Source organism: Gilliamella sp. WF3-4, assembly GCF_001690275.1.
Taxonomy (GTDB): Bacteria; Pseudomonadota; Gammaproteobacteria; order Enterobacterales; family Orbaceae; genus Gilliamella; species Gilliamella apicola_C.
On record NZ_LZGW01000030.1, the window covers coordinates 85,701 to 102,266 of the forward strand.

Annotated in this window: 21 protein-coding genes; 12 read left to right on the forward strand and 9 right to left on the reverse strand. The window is 34.2% G+C overall.

Annotated elements, in window-relative coordinates; all coding sequences use genetic code 11:
* Positions 1–95: 95 nt before the first annotated feature.
* The 3 genes from A9G47_RS06725 to flgA all read right to left on the reverse strand — a co-directional run bounded on the left by A9G47_RS06725 (position 96) and on the right by flgA (position 1,592).
* Positions 96–530 carry a flagella synthesis protein FlgN gene (locus A9G47_RS06725; RefSeq protein WP_065568274.1) on the reverse strand — a complete coding sequence of 145 codons (435 nt, stop codon included), beginning with the start codon at positions 528–530 and terminating at the stop codon, positions 96–98.
* A 30-nt stretch (positions 531–560) separates the two neighbouring features.
* Positions 561–854 (reverse strand): flagellar biosynthesis anti-sigma factor FlgM, encoded by a 294-nt coding sequence (flgM, locus tag A9G47_RS06730; RefSeq protein WP_065568275.1) that lies wholly within the window; start codon positions 852–854, stop codon positions 561–563.
* A 78-nt stretch (positions 855–932) separates the two neighbouring features.
* Positions 933–1,592, reverse strand: coding sequence for a flagellar basal body P-ring formation chaperone FlgA (flgA, locus tag A9G47_RS06735; RefSeq protein ID WP_065642497.1), 660 nt, complete (start codon positions 1,590–1,592; stop codon positions 933–935).
* A gap of 152 nt (positions 1,593–1,744) precedes the next feature.
* Between flgA and flgB the strand changes: the two genes are divergently transcribed.
* The 12 genes from flgB to A9G47_RS06790 all read left to right on the forward strand — a co-directional run bounded on the left by flgB (position 1,745) and on the right by A9G47_RS06790 (position 10,153).
* Positions 1,745–2,155 carry a flagellar basal body rod protein FlgB gene (flgB, locus tag A9G47_RS06740; RefSeq protein ID WP_065568277.1) on the forward strand — a complete coding sequence of 137 codons (411 nt, stop codon included), beginning with the start codon at positions 1,745–1,747 and terminating at the stop codon, positions 2,153–2,155.
* 5 nt (positions 2,156–2,160) lie between these two features.
* The gene (gene flgC / locus A9G47_RS06745) at positions 2,161–2,565 is read left to right on the forward strand and encodes a flagellar basal body rod protein FlgC (protein WP_065579858.1); all 405 of its coding nucleotides are present in this window, start codon (positions 2,161–2,163) and stop codon (positions 2,563–2,565) included.
* A gap of 13 nt (positions 2,566–2,578) precedes the next feature.
* Entirely contained in the window at positions 2,579–3,298 is a 720-nt protein-coding gene (locus tag A9G47_RS06750; RefSeq protein WP_065579859.1) for a flagellar hook assembly protein FlgD, read from the forward strand.
* A gap of 16 nt (positions 3,299–3,314) precedes the next feature.
* Positions 3,315–4,526 (forward strand): flagellar hook protein FlgE, encoded by a 1,212-nt coding sequence (flgE, locus tag A9G47_RS06755; protein WP_065568280.1) that lies wholly within the window; start codon positions 3,315–3,317, stop codon positions 4,524–4,526.
* Positions 4,527–4,540: 14 nt separating this feature from the next.
* Entirely contained in the window at positions 4,541–5,296 is a 756-nt protein-coding gene (locus tag A9G47_RS06760) for a flagellar basal body rod protein FlgF (protein WP_065568281.1), read from the forward strand.
* Positions 5,297–5,325: 29 nt separating this feature from the next.
* A complete protein-coding gene (gene flgG, locus A9G47_RS06765) occupies positions 5,326–6,108 on the forward strand; it encodes a flagellar basal-body rod protein FlgG (protein ID WP_065568282.1) in 783 nt (260 codons plus the stop codon).
* A gap of 22 nt (positions 6,109–6,130) precedes the next feature.
* A complete protein-coding gene (locus A9G47_RS06770) occupies positions 6,131–6,808 on the forward strand; it encodes a flagellar basal body L-ring protein FlgH (protein ID WP_065568283.1) in 678 nt (225 codons plus the stop codon).
* Between the two features lie 11 nt (positions 6,809–6,819).
* Entirely contained in the window at positions 6,820–7,929 is a 1,110-nt protein-coding gene (locus A9G47_RS06775) for a flagellar basal body P-ring protein FlgI (RefSeq protein ID WP_065568284.1), read from the forward strand.
* A gap of 27 nt (positions 7,930–7,956) precedes the next feature.
* Positions 7,957–9,006 (forward strand): flagellar assembly peptidoglycan hydrolase FlgJ, encoded by a 1,050-nt coding sequence (gene flgJ / locus A9G47_RS06780; RefSeq protein WP_065642498.1) that lies wholly within the window; start codon positions 7,957–7,959, stop codon positions 9,004–9,006.
* A gap of 39 nt (positions 9,007–9,045) precedes the next feature.
* Positions 9,046–9,201 carry a hypothetical protein gene (locus A9G47_RS14235; protein WP_176700670.1) on the forward strand — a complete coding sequence of 52 codons (156 nt, stop codon included), beginning with the start codon at positions 9,046–9,048 and terminating at the stop codon, positions 9,199–9,201.
* Positions 9,202–9,296: 95 nt separating this feature from the next.
* Positions 9,297–9,515 (forward strand): hypothetical protein, encoded by a 219-nt coding sequence (locus A9G47_RS06785; protein ID WP_065642499.1) that lies wholly within the window; start codon positions 9,297–9,299, stop codon positions 9,513–9,515.
* 260 nt (positions 9,516–9,775) lie between these two features.
* Complete coding sequence (locus A9G47_RS06790; protein WP_065579863.1) at positions 9,776–10,153, forward strand: hypothetical protein; 378 nt, start codon at positions 9,776–9,778, stop codon at positions 10,151–10,153.
* Positions 10,154–10,217: 64 nt separating this feature from the next.
* On the opposite strand, the gene A9G47_RS06795 is transcribed toward A9G47_RS06790, so the two are convergent.
* The 6 genes from A9G47_RS06795 to A9G47_RS06820 all read right to left on the reverse strand — a co-directional run bounded on the left by A9G47_RS06795 (position 10,218) and on the right by A9G47_RS06820 (position 16,517).
* Complete coding sequence (locus A9G47_RS06795) at positions 10,218–11,015, reverse strand: hypothetical protein (RefSeq protein ID WP_065642500.1); 798 nt, start codon at positions 11,013–11,015, stop codon at positions 10,218–10,220.
* Between the two features lie 61 nt (positions 11,016–11,076).
* The gene (locus A9G47_RS06800) at positions 11,077–11,298 is read right to left on the reverse strand and encodes a hypothetical protein (protein WP_065642501.1); all 222 of its coding nucleotides are present in this window, start codon (positions 11,296–11,298) and stop codon (positions 11,077–11,079) included.
* Positions 11,299–11,352: 54 nt separating this feature from the next.
* A complete protein-coding gene (locus tag A9G47_RS06805) occupies positions 11,353–11,901 on the reverse strand; it encodes a hypothetical protein (RefSeq protein WP_081303574.1) in 549 nt (182 codons plus the stop codon).
* Positions 11,902–12,104: 203 nt separating this feature from the next.
* The gene (locus A9G47_RS06810) at positions 12,105–13,115 is read right to left on the reverse strand and encodes a hypothetical protein (RefSeq protein ID WP_065567509.1); all 1,011 of its coding nucleotides are present in this window, start codon (positions 13,113–13,115) and stop codon (positions 12,105–12,107) included.
* 30 nt (positions 13,116–13,145) lie between these two features.
* Entirely contained in the window at positions 13,146–15,398 is a 2,253-nt protein-coding gene (locus A9G47_RS06815) for a peptidoglycan-binding domain-containing protein (RefSeq protein ID WP_065642502.1), read from the reverse strand.
* A gap of 24 nt (positions 15,399–15,422) precedes the next feature.
* Positions 15,423–16,517, reverse strand: coding sequence for a hypothetical protein (locus A9G47_RS06820; RefSeq protein ID WP_065580747.1), 1,095 nt, complete (start codon positions 16,515–16,517; stop codon positions 15,423–15,425).
* Between the last annotated feature and the right edge of the window lie 49 nt (positions 16,518–16,566).

A 16,566-nucleotide genomic window follows, 5' to 3' on the forward strand; every position in this document is an offset into this window, starting at 1 on the left:
AACAGTATGAACTAATCGCTAACAAGTTATTGGCTTAATAAGAGGGCATTTTTGGGGTTATTTATCTCGTTTACCATCGACAAAGATCAATTTACTCAAACTTTGGCTCGCTTAGATAAGATAACATCGGTTTGTTGATAACCATTATTAGTATAAATAGCAGGGCTATTTAGGCCTTTAAGATAATTAATCGTTTGTTGGGTTATATTCATACGATTTTGGATAATTAATCCATTATCGCGATTTATATTGGCTAACAATTTTGTTTTATCAGTAATTAATTGCCAATGTGTTGCGATTGCTGAGTTTTCTATATAAGGCGGTTGAATATCAAATTGTTTATTTAATTTTATCCGTTTTTCATCAAGTAACTTTAATTGAATAAGTAACTCATTTTTTTTATTGATAATATCATTTAACTGATTGGTTGAACTATTTTCAATTAATAGTTGCTGCTCTGTTTGTAGAATTGTTGAAAGTGTTTGTAACATTTCTGTTATTTTATTTAGGATGTCATCGAGTGCTAACATTTTGGTATCCCTTGTAAATCTGACTTATTTTCAAATATCTTCTAGTAATTGGTTTATCAATTTATCGGCAATTTTATGCGTATCAATAGCCAATGTACCGTTAGTAATTGCTTGTTTTATTCTTTCGATTTTTTCTTCATCAACGTCTTTGTCAGTTGCGTGTAAAAGGTGCATTGCGTCTTGAGTTATACTCACGGTGGTACTTGCCTTCGCACTCATTTTGGGAGGTACAGATGCAGTGTGATTTTTCTGTTGCTCATTAACTATATCACGGCTAACTATACCTGATATGGTTGTGATGGATTTTGTTGCATCTATACTCATAAAATACCTTTAATCAAATTTACGATTTAAGTGACTGGCTTAATGTTATTATCGGCAATAATAAAAAAATCATTAATATTATTTATTGAAAATGATTACTCCTTGATAAGTTAACGTACCTTCAACAATATTGTCAGAATTAAGTTTAACTTTAACTTTATCATTTAATACTGCATTGCTTAGCGCTTTCCCCTTAGTGGCTATTTCATACCCATCGCCATTTATTATCACTTTAACTTGTTGCCCAGCTTTTACGAGCCAATTTTTTTGAAGCATGGTTGTTTTTATTGGTTCATTGTGATCAATATTTCTTAATGCAATATGATTAAGAATATCGGCTTTATTTAAAATAATCGTAGCAGGTAGCTTATCTAGCCTGCCTGATTGTATATGTATATGATCTTCGTTAATTACAGTTCCTGCACTTATTGCTTGCTTAGCCACAACATAATTACTTATGACAGCCACATTAATCCGCATAAATTTTTTCTTATTATCACATTGAGCATAAATGGTCATGTTTCCCCATGGTTTTTTTTTATTCAATAATGAAAGTATTGGGGTATCGCAACTCAATTGCGGTTTAGGGGTAAGGTAAGTAATTAAAATATCTTCTACTTTATGGTTAAACTGCTGAGATATTAAATTGTTAATTTGTTTATCAAGACAATTAGCTAAAACACTATTCCAGTTAAATAGCATAACAACAGTTAGTATTAGTTTTGCAATCTTAATCATATTGATCGACATTCAATTAGTGATAAGTTGATTGTACTTTATGATTGCGTGAAGTGAATCTTGAAATAAGGGCAATTTTTACCGTTATTTGCGCGATGACTTTTTTTTTATTCGCTTAAAATCCTCATTATCAAAAAAAGTGAGATGATTTTATGTTTGATAAATTGGATAACTGGGTTAATTTTCACCAACAAGCATTGAATATACGTGAAATGCGACAAAATATTTTAGCTGCAAATATTGCCAATAGCGATACACCTAACTATCAGGCTCGAGATATTGATTTTAACGCAGAATTAAGCAAAGCGCTTAATAATCAAAATCATGTTAATCATGTAGGGCTTAGCATTACCTCAAATCATCACATTGCGGTAAAAACACCAATGGTGGTGAATCAAAATGTACTTTATCGCATACCGTATCAATCGGCAGCAGATGGTAATACGGTAGAAATGGATCAAGAACGGACGGCATTTATTGACAATAGCATTCACTATCAAAGTAACCTGACATTTTTAGGTGAACAATTTAAAAATGTTATGTCGGTATTACAACAAGGATAAGTGTAATGAGTTTTTCTATTTTTGCTATTTCAGGGTCGGCATTAATGGCGCAAACCCAACGAATGAATGTCAGTGCCAGTAATTTAGCCAATGCTGACAGTATTACAAGCACGTCTGGTGAAGCTTATCGAGCTAAACAAGTGATTTTTCAAGTAGATGATAAAGGTCAGACCAACCCAATTGCAGGTGTGAAAGTGTCGCAAGTCATTGAAGATCCCTCACCGATGAATCTAGTGTATGAACCACATCACCCCTTGGCCGATGCAAAAGGTTATATTCAAAAACCGAATGTTGATGTTGTTGCCGAAATGGTCAATACCATTTCGGCTTCACGTAGTTATCAGGCCAATATAGAAGTGATTAATACGGCAAAAAGTTTAATGCTAAAAACCCTTACATTAGGGCAATAATAAGGAGTAACCGATGGGCGTATCTAATGTACTCGTTTCACAGTCACCAGGGGTAAAAAGCCCACAAACGACGCAAAAAAGTACATCTGATGGTAATTCAAGTAAAGAATTGCAAGATAATTTTTTAACGTTATTAATTGCACAAATGAAAAACCAAGATCCGACCAATCCAATGGATAATAGCCAGTTAACATCACAACTTGCTCAGATTAATACTTTAGCCGGTATAGAACGGCTTAACACAACATTAGGGATGGTTTCAGGTCAGATCGATGATAGCTTATCGGTTAACGCTAGCAACATGATTGGTAAAGGTGTAATGGTGCCTGGCAATAAAATTTTAGTTGCAACGTCTGAGCAAGAAGCTTCAGAGGCAGGAAAAGAAACCATTACAACACCTTTTGGTTTTGAGTTAGTTCGTGATGCAGACTCAGTTGTTATTACGATTCAAGATGACAAGGGTAATGTGGTGCGAGAAGTTGATTTAGGCGCAATTCCCGCAGGTGTAAGTTCTTTTACTTGGGATGGTATGCTTTCAGATGGAACGGTAGCGCCAGATGGTAGTTATACTTTTTCAGTTAACGCAAGTTGTGACGGGCAAAAAGTGTCATCTACTTCATTATCCTATTCAGTGGTATACGGTGTTATTAATAGCAAAGTTAATAATAAAGTATTACTGGATCTAGGAATACTCGGTTCAATTAGTATTGACGAAGTACGTCAAATTCTTTAAAGGAGATAAACTTCAAATGGGATTTTCTCAAGCGGTAAGTGGCATGAATGCCGCATCAAAACAATTAGATGTCATTGGTAATAATATCGCTAACTCTGCAACGGTAGGCTTTAAAAGCGCTAGTATTTCATTTGCTGATATCTATGCTGGCTCAAAAGTTGGCATGGGGGTAAAAGTCGCTGCAGTAATGCAAAATTTTAATGATGGAACAGCGACAACAACCAACAACAGTTTAGATGTTGCTATCTCGGGTAATGGTTTTTTTCGTTTAGTGGATAGTAGTGGTCAAGTTTTCTATACTCGTAATGGACAATTTCAGTTAGATGCTGAGCGAAATATTGTTTCTGCTGATGGTCTTCAGTTAACGGGATATCTTGCAACAGGAACACCACCCACAGTGCAACAAGGTGCAGCACCTGGTCCATTAAAAATTTCACAAGAAATGTTAAACGCCACCGCGACCACAAAGGCGACTTTACAAACCAACTTAAACTCTAATAGTAAAGTTCCAGCCAAGCAACCAATCAATGCACTTGATGCCGATACTTTCAATTATTCTACAACCATTACGACTTATGATTCACTGGGTAATCAACGTAATGTTCAGCTCTTTTATGTTAAAACTGCGGATAATCAATGGGATGTTCACTGTCTTGATAGTAGTGATCCTAAAGCCACTTTACAAAAAGTAGGCCAAATGGAGTTTGATTCTTCAGGCAAATTAATTAGCGATCCTGAAATGACCATTAATATTAATGGATTAAACGGCTCGGCTGACAACACCTTTACTTTATCATTAGCGAATAGTTCTCAGCAAAATATGGGTAAAGAACTCGGTAGTATTAAAACGCCTGTGGTTGATGGTTATGCGCCGGGTGATTTAGTCGGTTATAGCATTAATGATGATGGCTCTATTTATGGTGTGTATTCTAACCAACAGACAATGTTATTAGGTCAAATTGCGATGGCTGATTTTGCCAATGTTAACGGGCTTGAATCAGCAGGAAACAATAACTGGCGATCAACTATTAATTCTGGTGGTGAAGTATTAGGCGTGGCAAATTCAGGCACTTTTGGATCATTAGCTAGTGGCGCGCTTGAATCGTCAAATGTTGATATGAGTCAGGAATTAGTGAATATGATTGTAGCTCAGCGAAATTACCAATCTAATTCGCAAACAATTAAAACGCAAGATCAAATTCTCAATACGCTAGTGAATTTGCGTTAGTATAAAGGCTATTTATGGATCGTGTTATTTATACAGCCATGTCGGCAGCAAGCCAGACATTAAATCGGCAGTCAATTACTACCAATAATCTAGCTAATGTTTCTACGACAGGATTTCGTGCACAGTTGACAGCGATGAAAGCTGTTCCTATTGTCGGCAATGATACGCCCACCCGAACCATGGTGGTTGCAACAACCCCAACGTTTGACTCGACAATGGGGGCATTTAACTATACAGGTAGAAATCTCGATGTTGCTTTGGCAGAAGATAACTGGTTGGCAGTGCAATTAGCCGATGGTAGCGAAGCGTACACCCGCAATGGTGCCATTGAAATTGACGAAAATGGCACCCTTAACATACAAGGCTATCCATTACTTGGTGATAGTGGTGTATTGACTGTGCCACAAAAATCGCAAGTGAGTATTAGCAGTGATGGCACACTTTCAGCATTAGGGGCTGGGGATAAACCAACGACCATAGCTCAAGTCGGTAAAATAAAAAAAGTCCATATTGAACCTCATCAAATAGTGCGTGGTGATAATGGCTTTTTTCAATTAACCGAACAGGCGCGTAATGAAAACGGTATGGTGATGCCAGATAACCCACAAGCTAAGCTGATGTCTGGTGTATTAGAAGGAAGTAATGTTAATCCTGTTACTGCGATGGTTGATTTAATTAGCCACGCTCGCCAATTTGAAATGCAGATGAAAGAAATCACTACTGCGGATGAAAATGCACAAAAAGCGAACCAAATTTTATCGCTAACTTAGCTTTATTAATAATTTAAGTAGGAAAAACTATGATTAAATCATTGTGGATTGCCAAAACAGGCTTAACCGCACAACAAATGAATATGGATATTATTTCCAATAATCTTGCTAATGTGAGTACCAGTGGTTTTAAACGGCAACGTGCTGTATTTGAAGATTTATTATACCAAACTGTTCGTCAACCCGGTGCGCAGTCTTCAGAACAAACAACACTACCATCAGGTTTGCAAATAGGTACAGGTGTTCGTCCTGTTGCAACAGAGCGGGTTCATAGCCAAGGTAATTTAGAAGCAACGGATAACAGCAGTGATATTGCAATTAACGGACAAGGTTTTTTTCAGGTGCTATTACCTGATGGAACGCAAGCTTATACACGCAACGGCGCATTTCAAGTCAACCAAAATGGTCAATTGGTAACCGCTGCGGGATATGAAATTCAGCCAACTATTAGTATTCCATCCAATGCAATCAAAATGACGGTTGCACGTGATGGTGTGGTTAATGTGACGTTAGCTAATCAGTCAACACAAGTGCAAGTTGGTCAATTAACATTACATACGTTTATTAATGATGCTGGGCTTGAAAGCATGGGCGAAAACCTTTATTTAGAAACGGAAAGTTCAGGTGCACCCACTGAAAATACGCCAGGATTAAACGGCGCAGGTCTGTTATATCAAGGTTATACCGAAACATCTAATGTCAATGTTGCTGAAGAATTGGTGAATATGATCCAAGTTCAACGCGCTTACGAAATTAACAGTAAAGCGATTTCAACATCAGACCAAATGTTGCAACGTTTAAATCAGTTATAAATTTAACAATATAATAAGCGTAATGAGATATTTTTATATTTTAATTGCATTTTTTTTGTTTAGCTGTGCTCAATTACCTAAACAAGCCTTAGTTGAGGGTAAAACGAGCATTGTTCCACAAATGCCAGAAACTGTGAACAATAATGGTTCAATTTATCAAGCTAGCCAGCCCAGTAGCTTTGGTTATCAGCCGATATTTGAAGATCGTCGCCCGCGCAATATTGGCGATGTGTTAACTATTGTTTTACAAGAAAACGTGAGCGCTAGCAAAAGCTCATCTGTTAATGCTGGACGAAATGGCTCAGTGAATTTAGGGGTAAAAACCATACCGACATTTCTTGATGGGCTAGTGGGTCGTGGTAAAGCCAATACCGAAATGTCTGGTGACAATGACTTTAAGGGATCTGGTGGCGCTAATGCTAAAAATACTTTTAGTGGCACAATCACGGTCACCGTTCAAGATGTCATGATCAATGGTAACTTGAAAGTGATTGGTGAAAAACAGATTGCAATTAATCAAGGCACTGAATTCATACGCTTTTCTGGTGTTGTTAATCCAAGAACCATCAGCGGCAATAATACGGTAATTTCAACGCAAGTTGCTGATGCACGCATTGAATATGTGGGTAATGGTTACATTGATGAAGCGCAAACAATGGGCTGGTTACAGCGATTATTCTTAAATCTTTCACCATTTTAATGAGTCTCATTATGATAAAAAAATTGCGTCCTTTTTTCTGCTTTACCTTGATGATGATATTGGTTATACCGAATGGTCATGCTGAGCGTATACGTGATTTGGTCACCATTGAAGGGGTAAGAGAAAACGCCTTAGTTGGTTATGGGATTGTTGTTGGGCTTGATGGCACAGGCGATCAAACATCACAAACACCTTTTACTATCCAAAGTATCACTAATATGCTATCCCAATTAGGGATTACTGTGCCAACAGGCAGCAATATGCAATTAAAAAATGTTGCTGCAGTTATGGTTACTGCAAAATTGCCTTCTTATTCACGCGTTGGGCAACAAATCGATGTGGTGGTATCTTCGCTTGGTAATGCAAAAAGCTTACGTGGTGGCACATTGATCATGACGCCATTAAAGGGGGCTGATAATCAAGTCTATGCTATTGCACAAGGCAATCTTTTTGTGGGAGGAATGGGCGCAAGTAGTAAAGGAAGTAGTGTCAGTGTTAATCAAACGGCCGGTGCAACCATACCTAATGGGGCAACCATTGAACGAGAACTAGCAACCCGTTTAGATGAACGAAATGTTATCCACTTGCACCTTAATCAATTTGATTTTACCCGTGCCTTAAAAATTGCTGATGTCATTAACAAGTTACAAAAAAACACGGCGGTTGCACTAGATGGTACAACAATAGCACTACAGATGCCAAAAGAAAATACAACTCGAGTGCAGTTACTTTCTCGAATACAAGATCTTGAAATTGGCACAACCCCTATTTCAGCAAAAGTGGTCATCAACACAAGAACAGGTGTTGTAGTTATGAATCAAAAGGTTAAATTGGATAATTGTGCCGTAGCACATGGCAATTTATCTGTTGTTGTAAATAGTAAATTAAAAGTCAGCCAACCCAATACGCCATTAGCGGGTGGTGCAACAGTGGTTACGCCTGATAATCAAGTCAGTGTTGAGCAAGAAGGTGGCGCATTACATAACATCGCATCGGGCACTGATTTAAACCGAGTGATTAATTCGCTAAATTTATTAGGCGCTAATCCTACTGAGTTAATGTCGATACTTGAAGCCTTAAAGACGGCGGGCTGTTTGCATGCTTCATTGGAAACTATTTAAAAAACGATTTATAAAAGAAATGACATTATGAATAATAAAATTGGACAACCTTTTAATCGCTTTGCTTATGACTTTTCAGGGCTAAACCAACTAAAACGCAATGTTGCTAATGGTTCTGCTCAAGGTATCAAGCAAGTTGCTCAGCAATTTGAGTCCTTATTTATTAATATGATGATGCAAAGTATGCGCAAAGCGGTGCCTGAAAGCGGTTTATTTAGTCAATCTGCTTCACAACTATTTACTGCAATGTTTGATCAGCAAATTGCGCAACAAGCTGCCGGTAAAGGGTTGGGTTTAGCTGATATGCTTACTAAGCAGTTAACTAATAGATCATCAATTAATGCTAATTTGCACTCTAATACTAACTTACAATCTAATAATCAATTACAATCTAATACAAACAATACAGCACAACATCTTCAATTAGCCCAATCTTTATTTAGTCAGGCTCCATCTAACATATCGCCTCAAGCATTAGGGCAAATGTTATATCGTAGTGCTAACAACATGCTTGAAAGTCAGCATAACGAAAAAGTATCAAAAACAACACGTGATAATACAAATGAAAATCATGTTACCCAATTTGTCAAAGAATGGCTTGAGCCAGCCAAGCAGGCAGCTAAACAATCGGGAATTCCTTATGAAATCATTATTGCACAAGCTGCATTAGAAACAGGCTGGGGGCAAAAACAAATCAAGACAGAACATAACCAATCAAGCTATAATTATTTTGGTATAAAGGCAACTCCATCATGGCAAGGGCGTTCAACGCGTTTAACAACGCAAGAATTCATTGATAACCATATGATAAAAATTCAAGATGAATTTAGAGTCTATAATAGCAAACAACATGCAATCACCGATTACCTTAATTTATTAACCAAAAACCCTCGCTACCGCGCAGTAGTTAAAGCTCCTGATGCCAGAACGGCAGCTAAAGAATTGCAAGCAGCACATTATGCAACTGATCCTAACTATAGCGACAAACTTATCCAAATCATTAGTCGTATTGAAAAAATTGCAAAAAATAGCCAGCCAACGGCCATATCCGGCTTTAAGCAAGTTGCATTTAATTGATAATAGGATTAAGCGCCCAATACTGGGCACCGCAGTTTTTTGCCACGTTACCCATTCATTCAAGTTGAAATTCAAACTGTTGATAGCTGGGCAGATATAGTTAAACAGCGGTTTGATATGGGATGCCGTTTAGGTGGTGATATTGCGACAGAAAGGATTGCCGTAATAATATCTTTCCCCTTTTTGATGCGTTAAAGTACCAGTAAACATTGAAGGGGAAACGTTGTTGCTAAATTAGATAACAAGCAGATGCTAAGGTCATTTTTAATGATAAGGGTTTGGTTATAGATATGTCTGATGTTATCAAAAATTATAAAATGATTTTCAATAGTGCTACCTCTAAAGTAAATAATGTTGTTCATGATAATATTGAAGTTGTTATATTAGATTTCTTTTCCACTGAATTTAAGCCTGATAAATTGCTATGTTTTGATTTTATTAGTAAAAATAGTATAAGCATTGATTTTAAACACAAGCAATTGTTGATTAAGTCTAAAGTAAAACAATAAAAATGGTTCAGAAAACCTATTGATTTTATTAAAGTTTTTAAGGTGGATTTTTAAATCTCTTCCCTCTGGTAAATTAAGAGCAATACCAATGTTTAACATCTCACGATGAAGTCATCGATGATATTGAATGTTAGGCAGCACAGCCAAAATGATAATATTCACAAGAGATGCTAAAATTAGTAGGATAAATGGCTTTATGTTCTAGTCTCATTGGTAAACGTAGTTATCTTAGTTCGTGTATAACAATTAGGAGAGGAATAATGAAATATTATGCAAAGTTAATTGCCTTTGATCCCTATATTGAGGAGCAGGCTACTTTCGCTTTTGGACAGTATCAACTCTGTTGTTTTATTAACTCTTCTCCTTGGGCGCTTAACACGGGTAATATTTACTTATTAGAGCTTGGCTTGTGTTTTATTAATAAAATAAAACCAGAATTATCTAAAGATAAATGCTTTATCATTAAACAACAACAAGACACGTTTACTCATCATATCAACGGATACTTATTTGAAAATAAATTAATATTATCAAATTTAGTTTTTCAAGATGATCTATTTTATGATTTTTCTTATCTAAGTGGCGACTTTATTAAGTGCAATATTGATAGATTTTCTGTTGATATTTTAGATAAATAGTAGCCTGTTTATTATAAATCACCACGATAGAATTAATATACAAGCTACCATTTTGTATCATTTCTTAATCTGGCGAAAATTTGGTTATTAATTTTGTTCTCTTTTCTTGATTAACAAATGTGTAATAAGTCTCTCCACCATCAAAATATTGTACAATCTCTAGCTTATTTTTCCCTTTCCATTTATATTCAACTTCAACTCTCATATAATCATCTTCGTAAATATCCGAAAAATCTTCTCCCTGTTTGATTTTTTTCCTAAACTCATAAGTAGGATTAATACTCATTGCTTCATATACATCTAATATTGTCATATTTTTATAGAAACAAACTTTAGTTGACTCCATCTCAAAATATTTTGTTTCAAGACAATTTTCATTACGTTTAAAATTATTTATTTTGTTTTCATCTGTAATAGCTAATTGCTTATAAAAAACTAAATGTTTATTATAAGGAATCATTAATTCATTATTATTAAGTAGTATGATAATCTCATAATTAAAGCCCATGCACCTTTCTGATAGATTAGAAGGCTCAATAAAATATAATCCATTAAACTTATTCAAAGATAGATCATATTTTTTTAAATCTTCATTATAATCCTCAAAGATATTAAGTTTAGTCAACTGATTATAGATAGTTTCTTTATCCCCTTTGACTCTCTTAAAATTACAACCTAACACTTTAATTTTTTGTTCATTACCAACAATAAAATTATTTAAAATACTGGCTAGCCATTTCTTTTCTTTATTTTCTACATTTATTTTATCTTTTATTAACAAATAATAATGATTATTATTTGATGCATAAGTAAAATATGGAACTAAAAACAGTAAAATACATCCAAATAAGAATTTTTTCATTTTTCCACTCCTCCAGTAAATGCCCTATGTGTCCGCTGCCCAGCTTCTGAGTAAGCCTTCTTTAAATCCCTTTCTGTAAAAGTAGGTGGCGGTAGGCCTTTTTTCGTTGGGTTGAATAAATCAGTGTGCCCGTTAATATTTGGTGTAATGCCCGCATCGCTAGCGTGTAATTTTCTTGTTTACCTAAACGAAATTTACTGCCTTTGAGCAATAAATCCACAACTTTTGTGTTTTTTCCCTTTTCGCGTATCACGCTACCGATAATGGTTTCTACTTTTTTCATCAGCTGTAACTGATGATGTAATTAAATTCAGGAATGATAAAAATAAAAAGTAATTTAATTATTGTTGGTTTTTTCTTTAAGATATCCATCTTGATTTAAATAATAATGCTTAATTGTTAAATTATTATCATATTCTGTTGTAACGGTAATGATAAAATCCTTTGAAATAGTAAAATGTGTTTTTTCAATTAGATTTTCATTATTTCCTGGTTCGTACCATTCACCTTCAACGTATAAATCTGATCGTATTTGATGATCTTTTATTGTCAATAAATAAAGTCTGTAAGGAAAATCACCACAATCCTGTGGTACCAAAATCATATTAATGTCATTTTTTGATGGTAGAGGTATATAACGAAAATCTATTTCGCAATTCCATGATGCCAAATCTTTAATCTTGCAATTTTCATTATTAGTTAAATTATATTGTGTATTTTTATGTGCTTTATTTAATGGTAAAGTATCTGTACTTTTTTCAAAACAGGCATTTTTATTATTTTGTTGGATAATTGTGTTTACATGATGTTGAATAGGGTGTTCTTGTGCATAAGCAAAAAAAGGAATTACACCGAACACTAAATAAATTATATAGTTATTTATCATAATATATCCTAAAATTATTTATTAGTTATTTTTTGCAATAATGAAGCCAATGGCTTTCTACCCAGTACGGCTTATTTTGAAGCATAAACGAATTGTAAAGAAATCCTCATTATTCTCAGGATTAGAAACATTCCCCCTAACCTTATAGGTGAAAATGTTTTTTTACGTACTTGAATTAATTTTGCCTATTTTGCAATTAAAAACTATCTTTTTACCTTAACAAATTTTCCTTGTTTATTAATGACATAGTGAATTTTACTGACTAAAGTGGTTGGTCTTTTCTTGTAATCATATGGCGAGTTAAAATGTTTGATTGTTATGCGATAATTTTTATCGATAAAATATTTACTCAAAATACCTCCATCCTCCAACTCATAAAATTCACCTATTTCTAGTCTATCAATCAGATTAAAATCATCCGAAAGGCTAATTAATGATAACTGTCGTGCTGAATTAATAGCAACGGAGGACAGCAATAATAATTTTATTTTTTTATAAGATTTTAGTTTCAATGCCCTAAAACAACCATCATCAATCATTCCTTTAAAAAAATAATTAAATTCATCAAAACAATCATCGTTAAACTTTCCAGCAACAAAAGGATCAACTGTATCCGTTATTGGTAAAAAAATATCATTGTTACTATTAACTTCATCACCCCAATAATAATTATTCAATGGAACATCTATAATATTTAATTTTTCATAAATAGTTGCTAGCGTTTGACGCATTTTTTGCTTTAATTTAAACGCCAAAACCATATCATCATTCGTAAATAAAAAAAGGTAATCGGAAATAAGCACTAATGAGGGATTTAAATTATATTGCTTAGGTAATGTTACAAAATCAAAATATTGATTTTCTTGTTGATTACCCGTTAACTTTAAATGTTCCAATACTTTTTGTAACAATTCGTGGGAACGCGGTGATAAATTGTCGGTAACTTGATGTACATTAATTATATGATTTTCATCTAATATTAATTTACTGTCTGAACTTTTTACCGATATATTTTTTATTTCGTTAAGTCGTGTATATAACGTTAAATCATCAAGTGGGATATCGGGTAGATAAGTAATATCAACTAATTGCCACTCTGTAATATCCTGCTTTGTTAATGAATTGGGATCATTTTTTGTTTCATTCGCACTTACTGCTAACGTGATAAAACAACAAAAAAATAAAACGAAAAAACGATTTAGTATTGTTAGCATTATTTCCTCCTCTAATTTATTCTATTTTTCTTATTTATTAATAAGGGTAATTAGTTTTTCTTTATTTAAAGTTGCGGCATCAGTACAAAAATATTCATCTAATAAATATTGTTTTTCAAATGATCTAACATCCATATGAATCCAACTATATGTATGATTTCTATCTATTATTGAATTATCCTTTTTTAAACCTATTGGCTCAGTGCTAAAAAGGTTGCTATTTGCCCATTTGTTTTGCGCATTAAGGTAAGTTGCAAAGAAGTTATCACGAATATACATTAAGGGTTCAATATTAATGTAAAATCGATGTCTGATTTCCCAATTACCTTTATTAAACTGAATATCTAAAGCTTTTCCTCTGTGATTAGAAGTAGTTCCTCCTTCCTTATGCAAAGAACATCTATATCCCGATGAAATTTCTCTAAACTTATAAACATTTTGTCTACTTAAATAAAAGTTTAGCGCACAAAATCCAAATAATAATGATCTATGTAACCCTGGATATTCATATTTATTAAATTGTTCTGGTGAGGTATTTTTTCCTGAACCATTACCAAATCCACTACATTGTTTAGGAGAACACCTACATTTCAGTTGTAACCAAATCGTATTATTAATCGTATATTCTTCTTGAAATCTATCAATTGCTTGTATAACTTGTATATCCACAACGCCAGTTTCCTCAACTTGCATATAATCACGTTGAAACTGTTTTATCATCTTTTCTGTTCTTTCAGTAAATTCATCGGTTGGTACATTGCCACCAAAACCTGCAAGGCGGATATTAATTTCCCGAATAATCTCATGCTTATCCCCTTTCTGAAAAAGAATCTCGCTTTTAGGGAAATAATCTATCATCGCCACCGGATGAATAAACCACGCCTTGCCGTCTGCGGATAGATTGGACAGTTTAGGGGTATTGGCATCAGTGTTTGCGGTTGGGTTTTGAGCTTGTGCCTGTGCCACTTCTTTCCACCACAGTGACGGTTTAATGCGTTGCTCTTTTTCAAGTTGCCAGTTTGATTTGACATGCTCAAGGGCTTCGTCCACTTTTTTCATGGCAAAGTCTCGATGATAGGGCTCGATTATGCCGATTTTATCTAATATCGCTTCAATAGACTCTTTTTTTTGTTGCTTTTCTTCTTCAAACAGCTCATCTATCTCATTCCATTTACTTAATGCTTCATCGGCATACCATTCACTTTCATATTTGACCAGTAAATGCCCTATCCGCTCTGCGGCCCAACTTCGGCGTAGACCTTCCTTTAAATAGTTATCCGTAAAAGAAGGTAAGTGTGTTTTTTTTCGCTGATTGGAATAACGCAAAGTTCCCGTTAAGATTTGATGTAATTCCTGCATCGCTGGCGTGTAATCTTCTAAATCCAATTTCGCCGCTTTATTCTTACTAATCTTATTGGATAATTCACCTACCGTCGCCTTCTCTTCTACTGTTTTAAATTCCGGCCAGTACCATGGAGAAACCAATTTGATATGCGCTTGTGCGCCTGCTGTAATGTTTACCCAACCTTGTATCAGTACCCCTTGTCGATTCAATGCCTGAATATAACGCCATACCGAATCAGGGTTAGCATCATCGACCGCCATTAAACTCTCATCCCCCGATGTGTCAAGTAATATTGTGCGTGGAAAGTAGACAGTGTTGCTTTCGGTTGCTTTGGGTAAATTATCTAACGATAATGGAAATTTTTTCCAATAAGCGAGTTTTTGACTTAATTGCCCAGATTGCCGGCCTAGGTGGGAGACTTCATTAGCGTCTATCCAGTAATGCTTATCCTCAACAATAAAACGAATTGTAAAGCAACCTTTATTATCATCGGTCGGCTCAGAGTAGACACCCGGTAGCGTTATCTGTGGCGCGCCACTACTCACTAGCTCAACTTCAGTGGGGATGTCATTTAAGGTTAGTTCAGGATAAAGAAAGCGGTTAATATCAATCAACCGCGCTTTATCTGTTTGCGCTAAACGGTACCATTGTTTTTGCGGTATGGTGTTTTGCGTTTTACCGTTAATCCCATTAATCCCACCGCCTAACGGCGTATTGAATGAAGACTGTCGTGAAGCGTCAAAATATATCAATGGTATACTAAAAGTATATTCCGGTTTGATTTTAACATAGTAATAGTTACTGCTATCTATAAAATGAATCCCTATGCCACTGTTTAAATAGCTATCTGCCGGAGGCTGGATTAATTGGGCCTCTTTTTCAACTAAAATGATTGTCTTTTCACTTTCCGGAAGCTTGTCCGTTAAGATGAGTTTCATGATGACTAGCTAGTACTTTTGTCATTAATGATAAGTTAATTGTTCATCTGTTGGTTGTCTGTAAGCAGTAAAATGATTTTCACTAACAAAAAATAATATATTTTTCATATAAATTGCCTGATTACCATTTAATAAAAACTTTGATAATGGTGTTTTTTCAAAGCCATGGATGGTAATGTATTCTAATTCATTACTAATATCAATATCATAACTTTTAAAATTTTCTACATGCTGTTGATATAATTCATTATTATCAAAAAATCGTTTTGAATTAGCCTTGCCAAAGGTGACAGAAAAAGCTTGTTGATAATTAATACAAAGTTTTTTCTCATTAGAATTTAAAGTTAATATTATACTTTCAAACTGATCGTAATCTAACCCATGAGCAAAACGTAAATAATTATTTCCTTGTTTACTGGTTAGTAAAAGACTTTTTTTAGAATGTATATTATTATCTTTAGTAGCAAATTCTTTATAGCAATTAGATATTACAGGCATTTCTTTAAACTGCCCATCTTTAGTTATTTTATAATGTTGTATTTCAATTGTTTCATCAGTAAAGCGTTGTTGACGTTCAATTTGGTAATTTTTATCAATACTATAATAAATAAACCCTTGGGCAAGATCGTCTATTTCAGAGTTTTTTCTTGTTAATCCATTAGGATTTTTCAAAATAATCTTATCAAGCACATCAAAATTATCAGAAAATAGGTAAAGATAAGTTATCATTTCTCCATTTCCTTGTAGTCCTTCAATTAAAATTGGATTGATATTGTGATGAATGGTTGGAAGTTTTATACCTGAAATGTTAGTTATATAATCGTGATGTTGAGCATATAAATTATTATTAGATAATTGTAAATAATTAACAAAACTTGGAGAAATATTATGGGGATAATATTCATTTTCATTAAAAAAATTATAATAAAAATGTTTATAATTATTGTCTTTAATAAAGTTTCCTGTAATCCGAGAATTATGCGGTAGTTTAAGGGATGGAAAGTGTTCACTTATTTGTTTAAAAGAATTTTTGTTGGCATAACAATAAGAATAATTATAAAAAATAAAAATAAAGAAAATAAATTTCTTTAACCTGTCATATTTTTTTAATCTTGCCATTTTGATATCCCCATTTTTTTATTTTCTTTAGAAAAATTGCTTTTGTGGT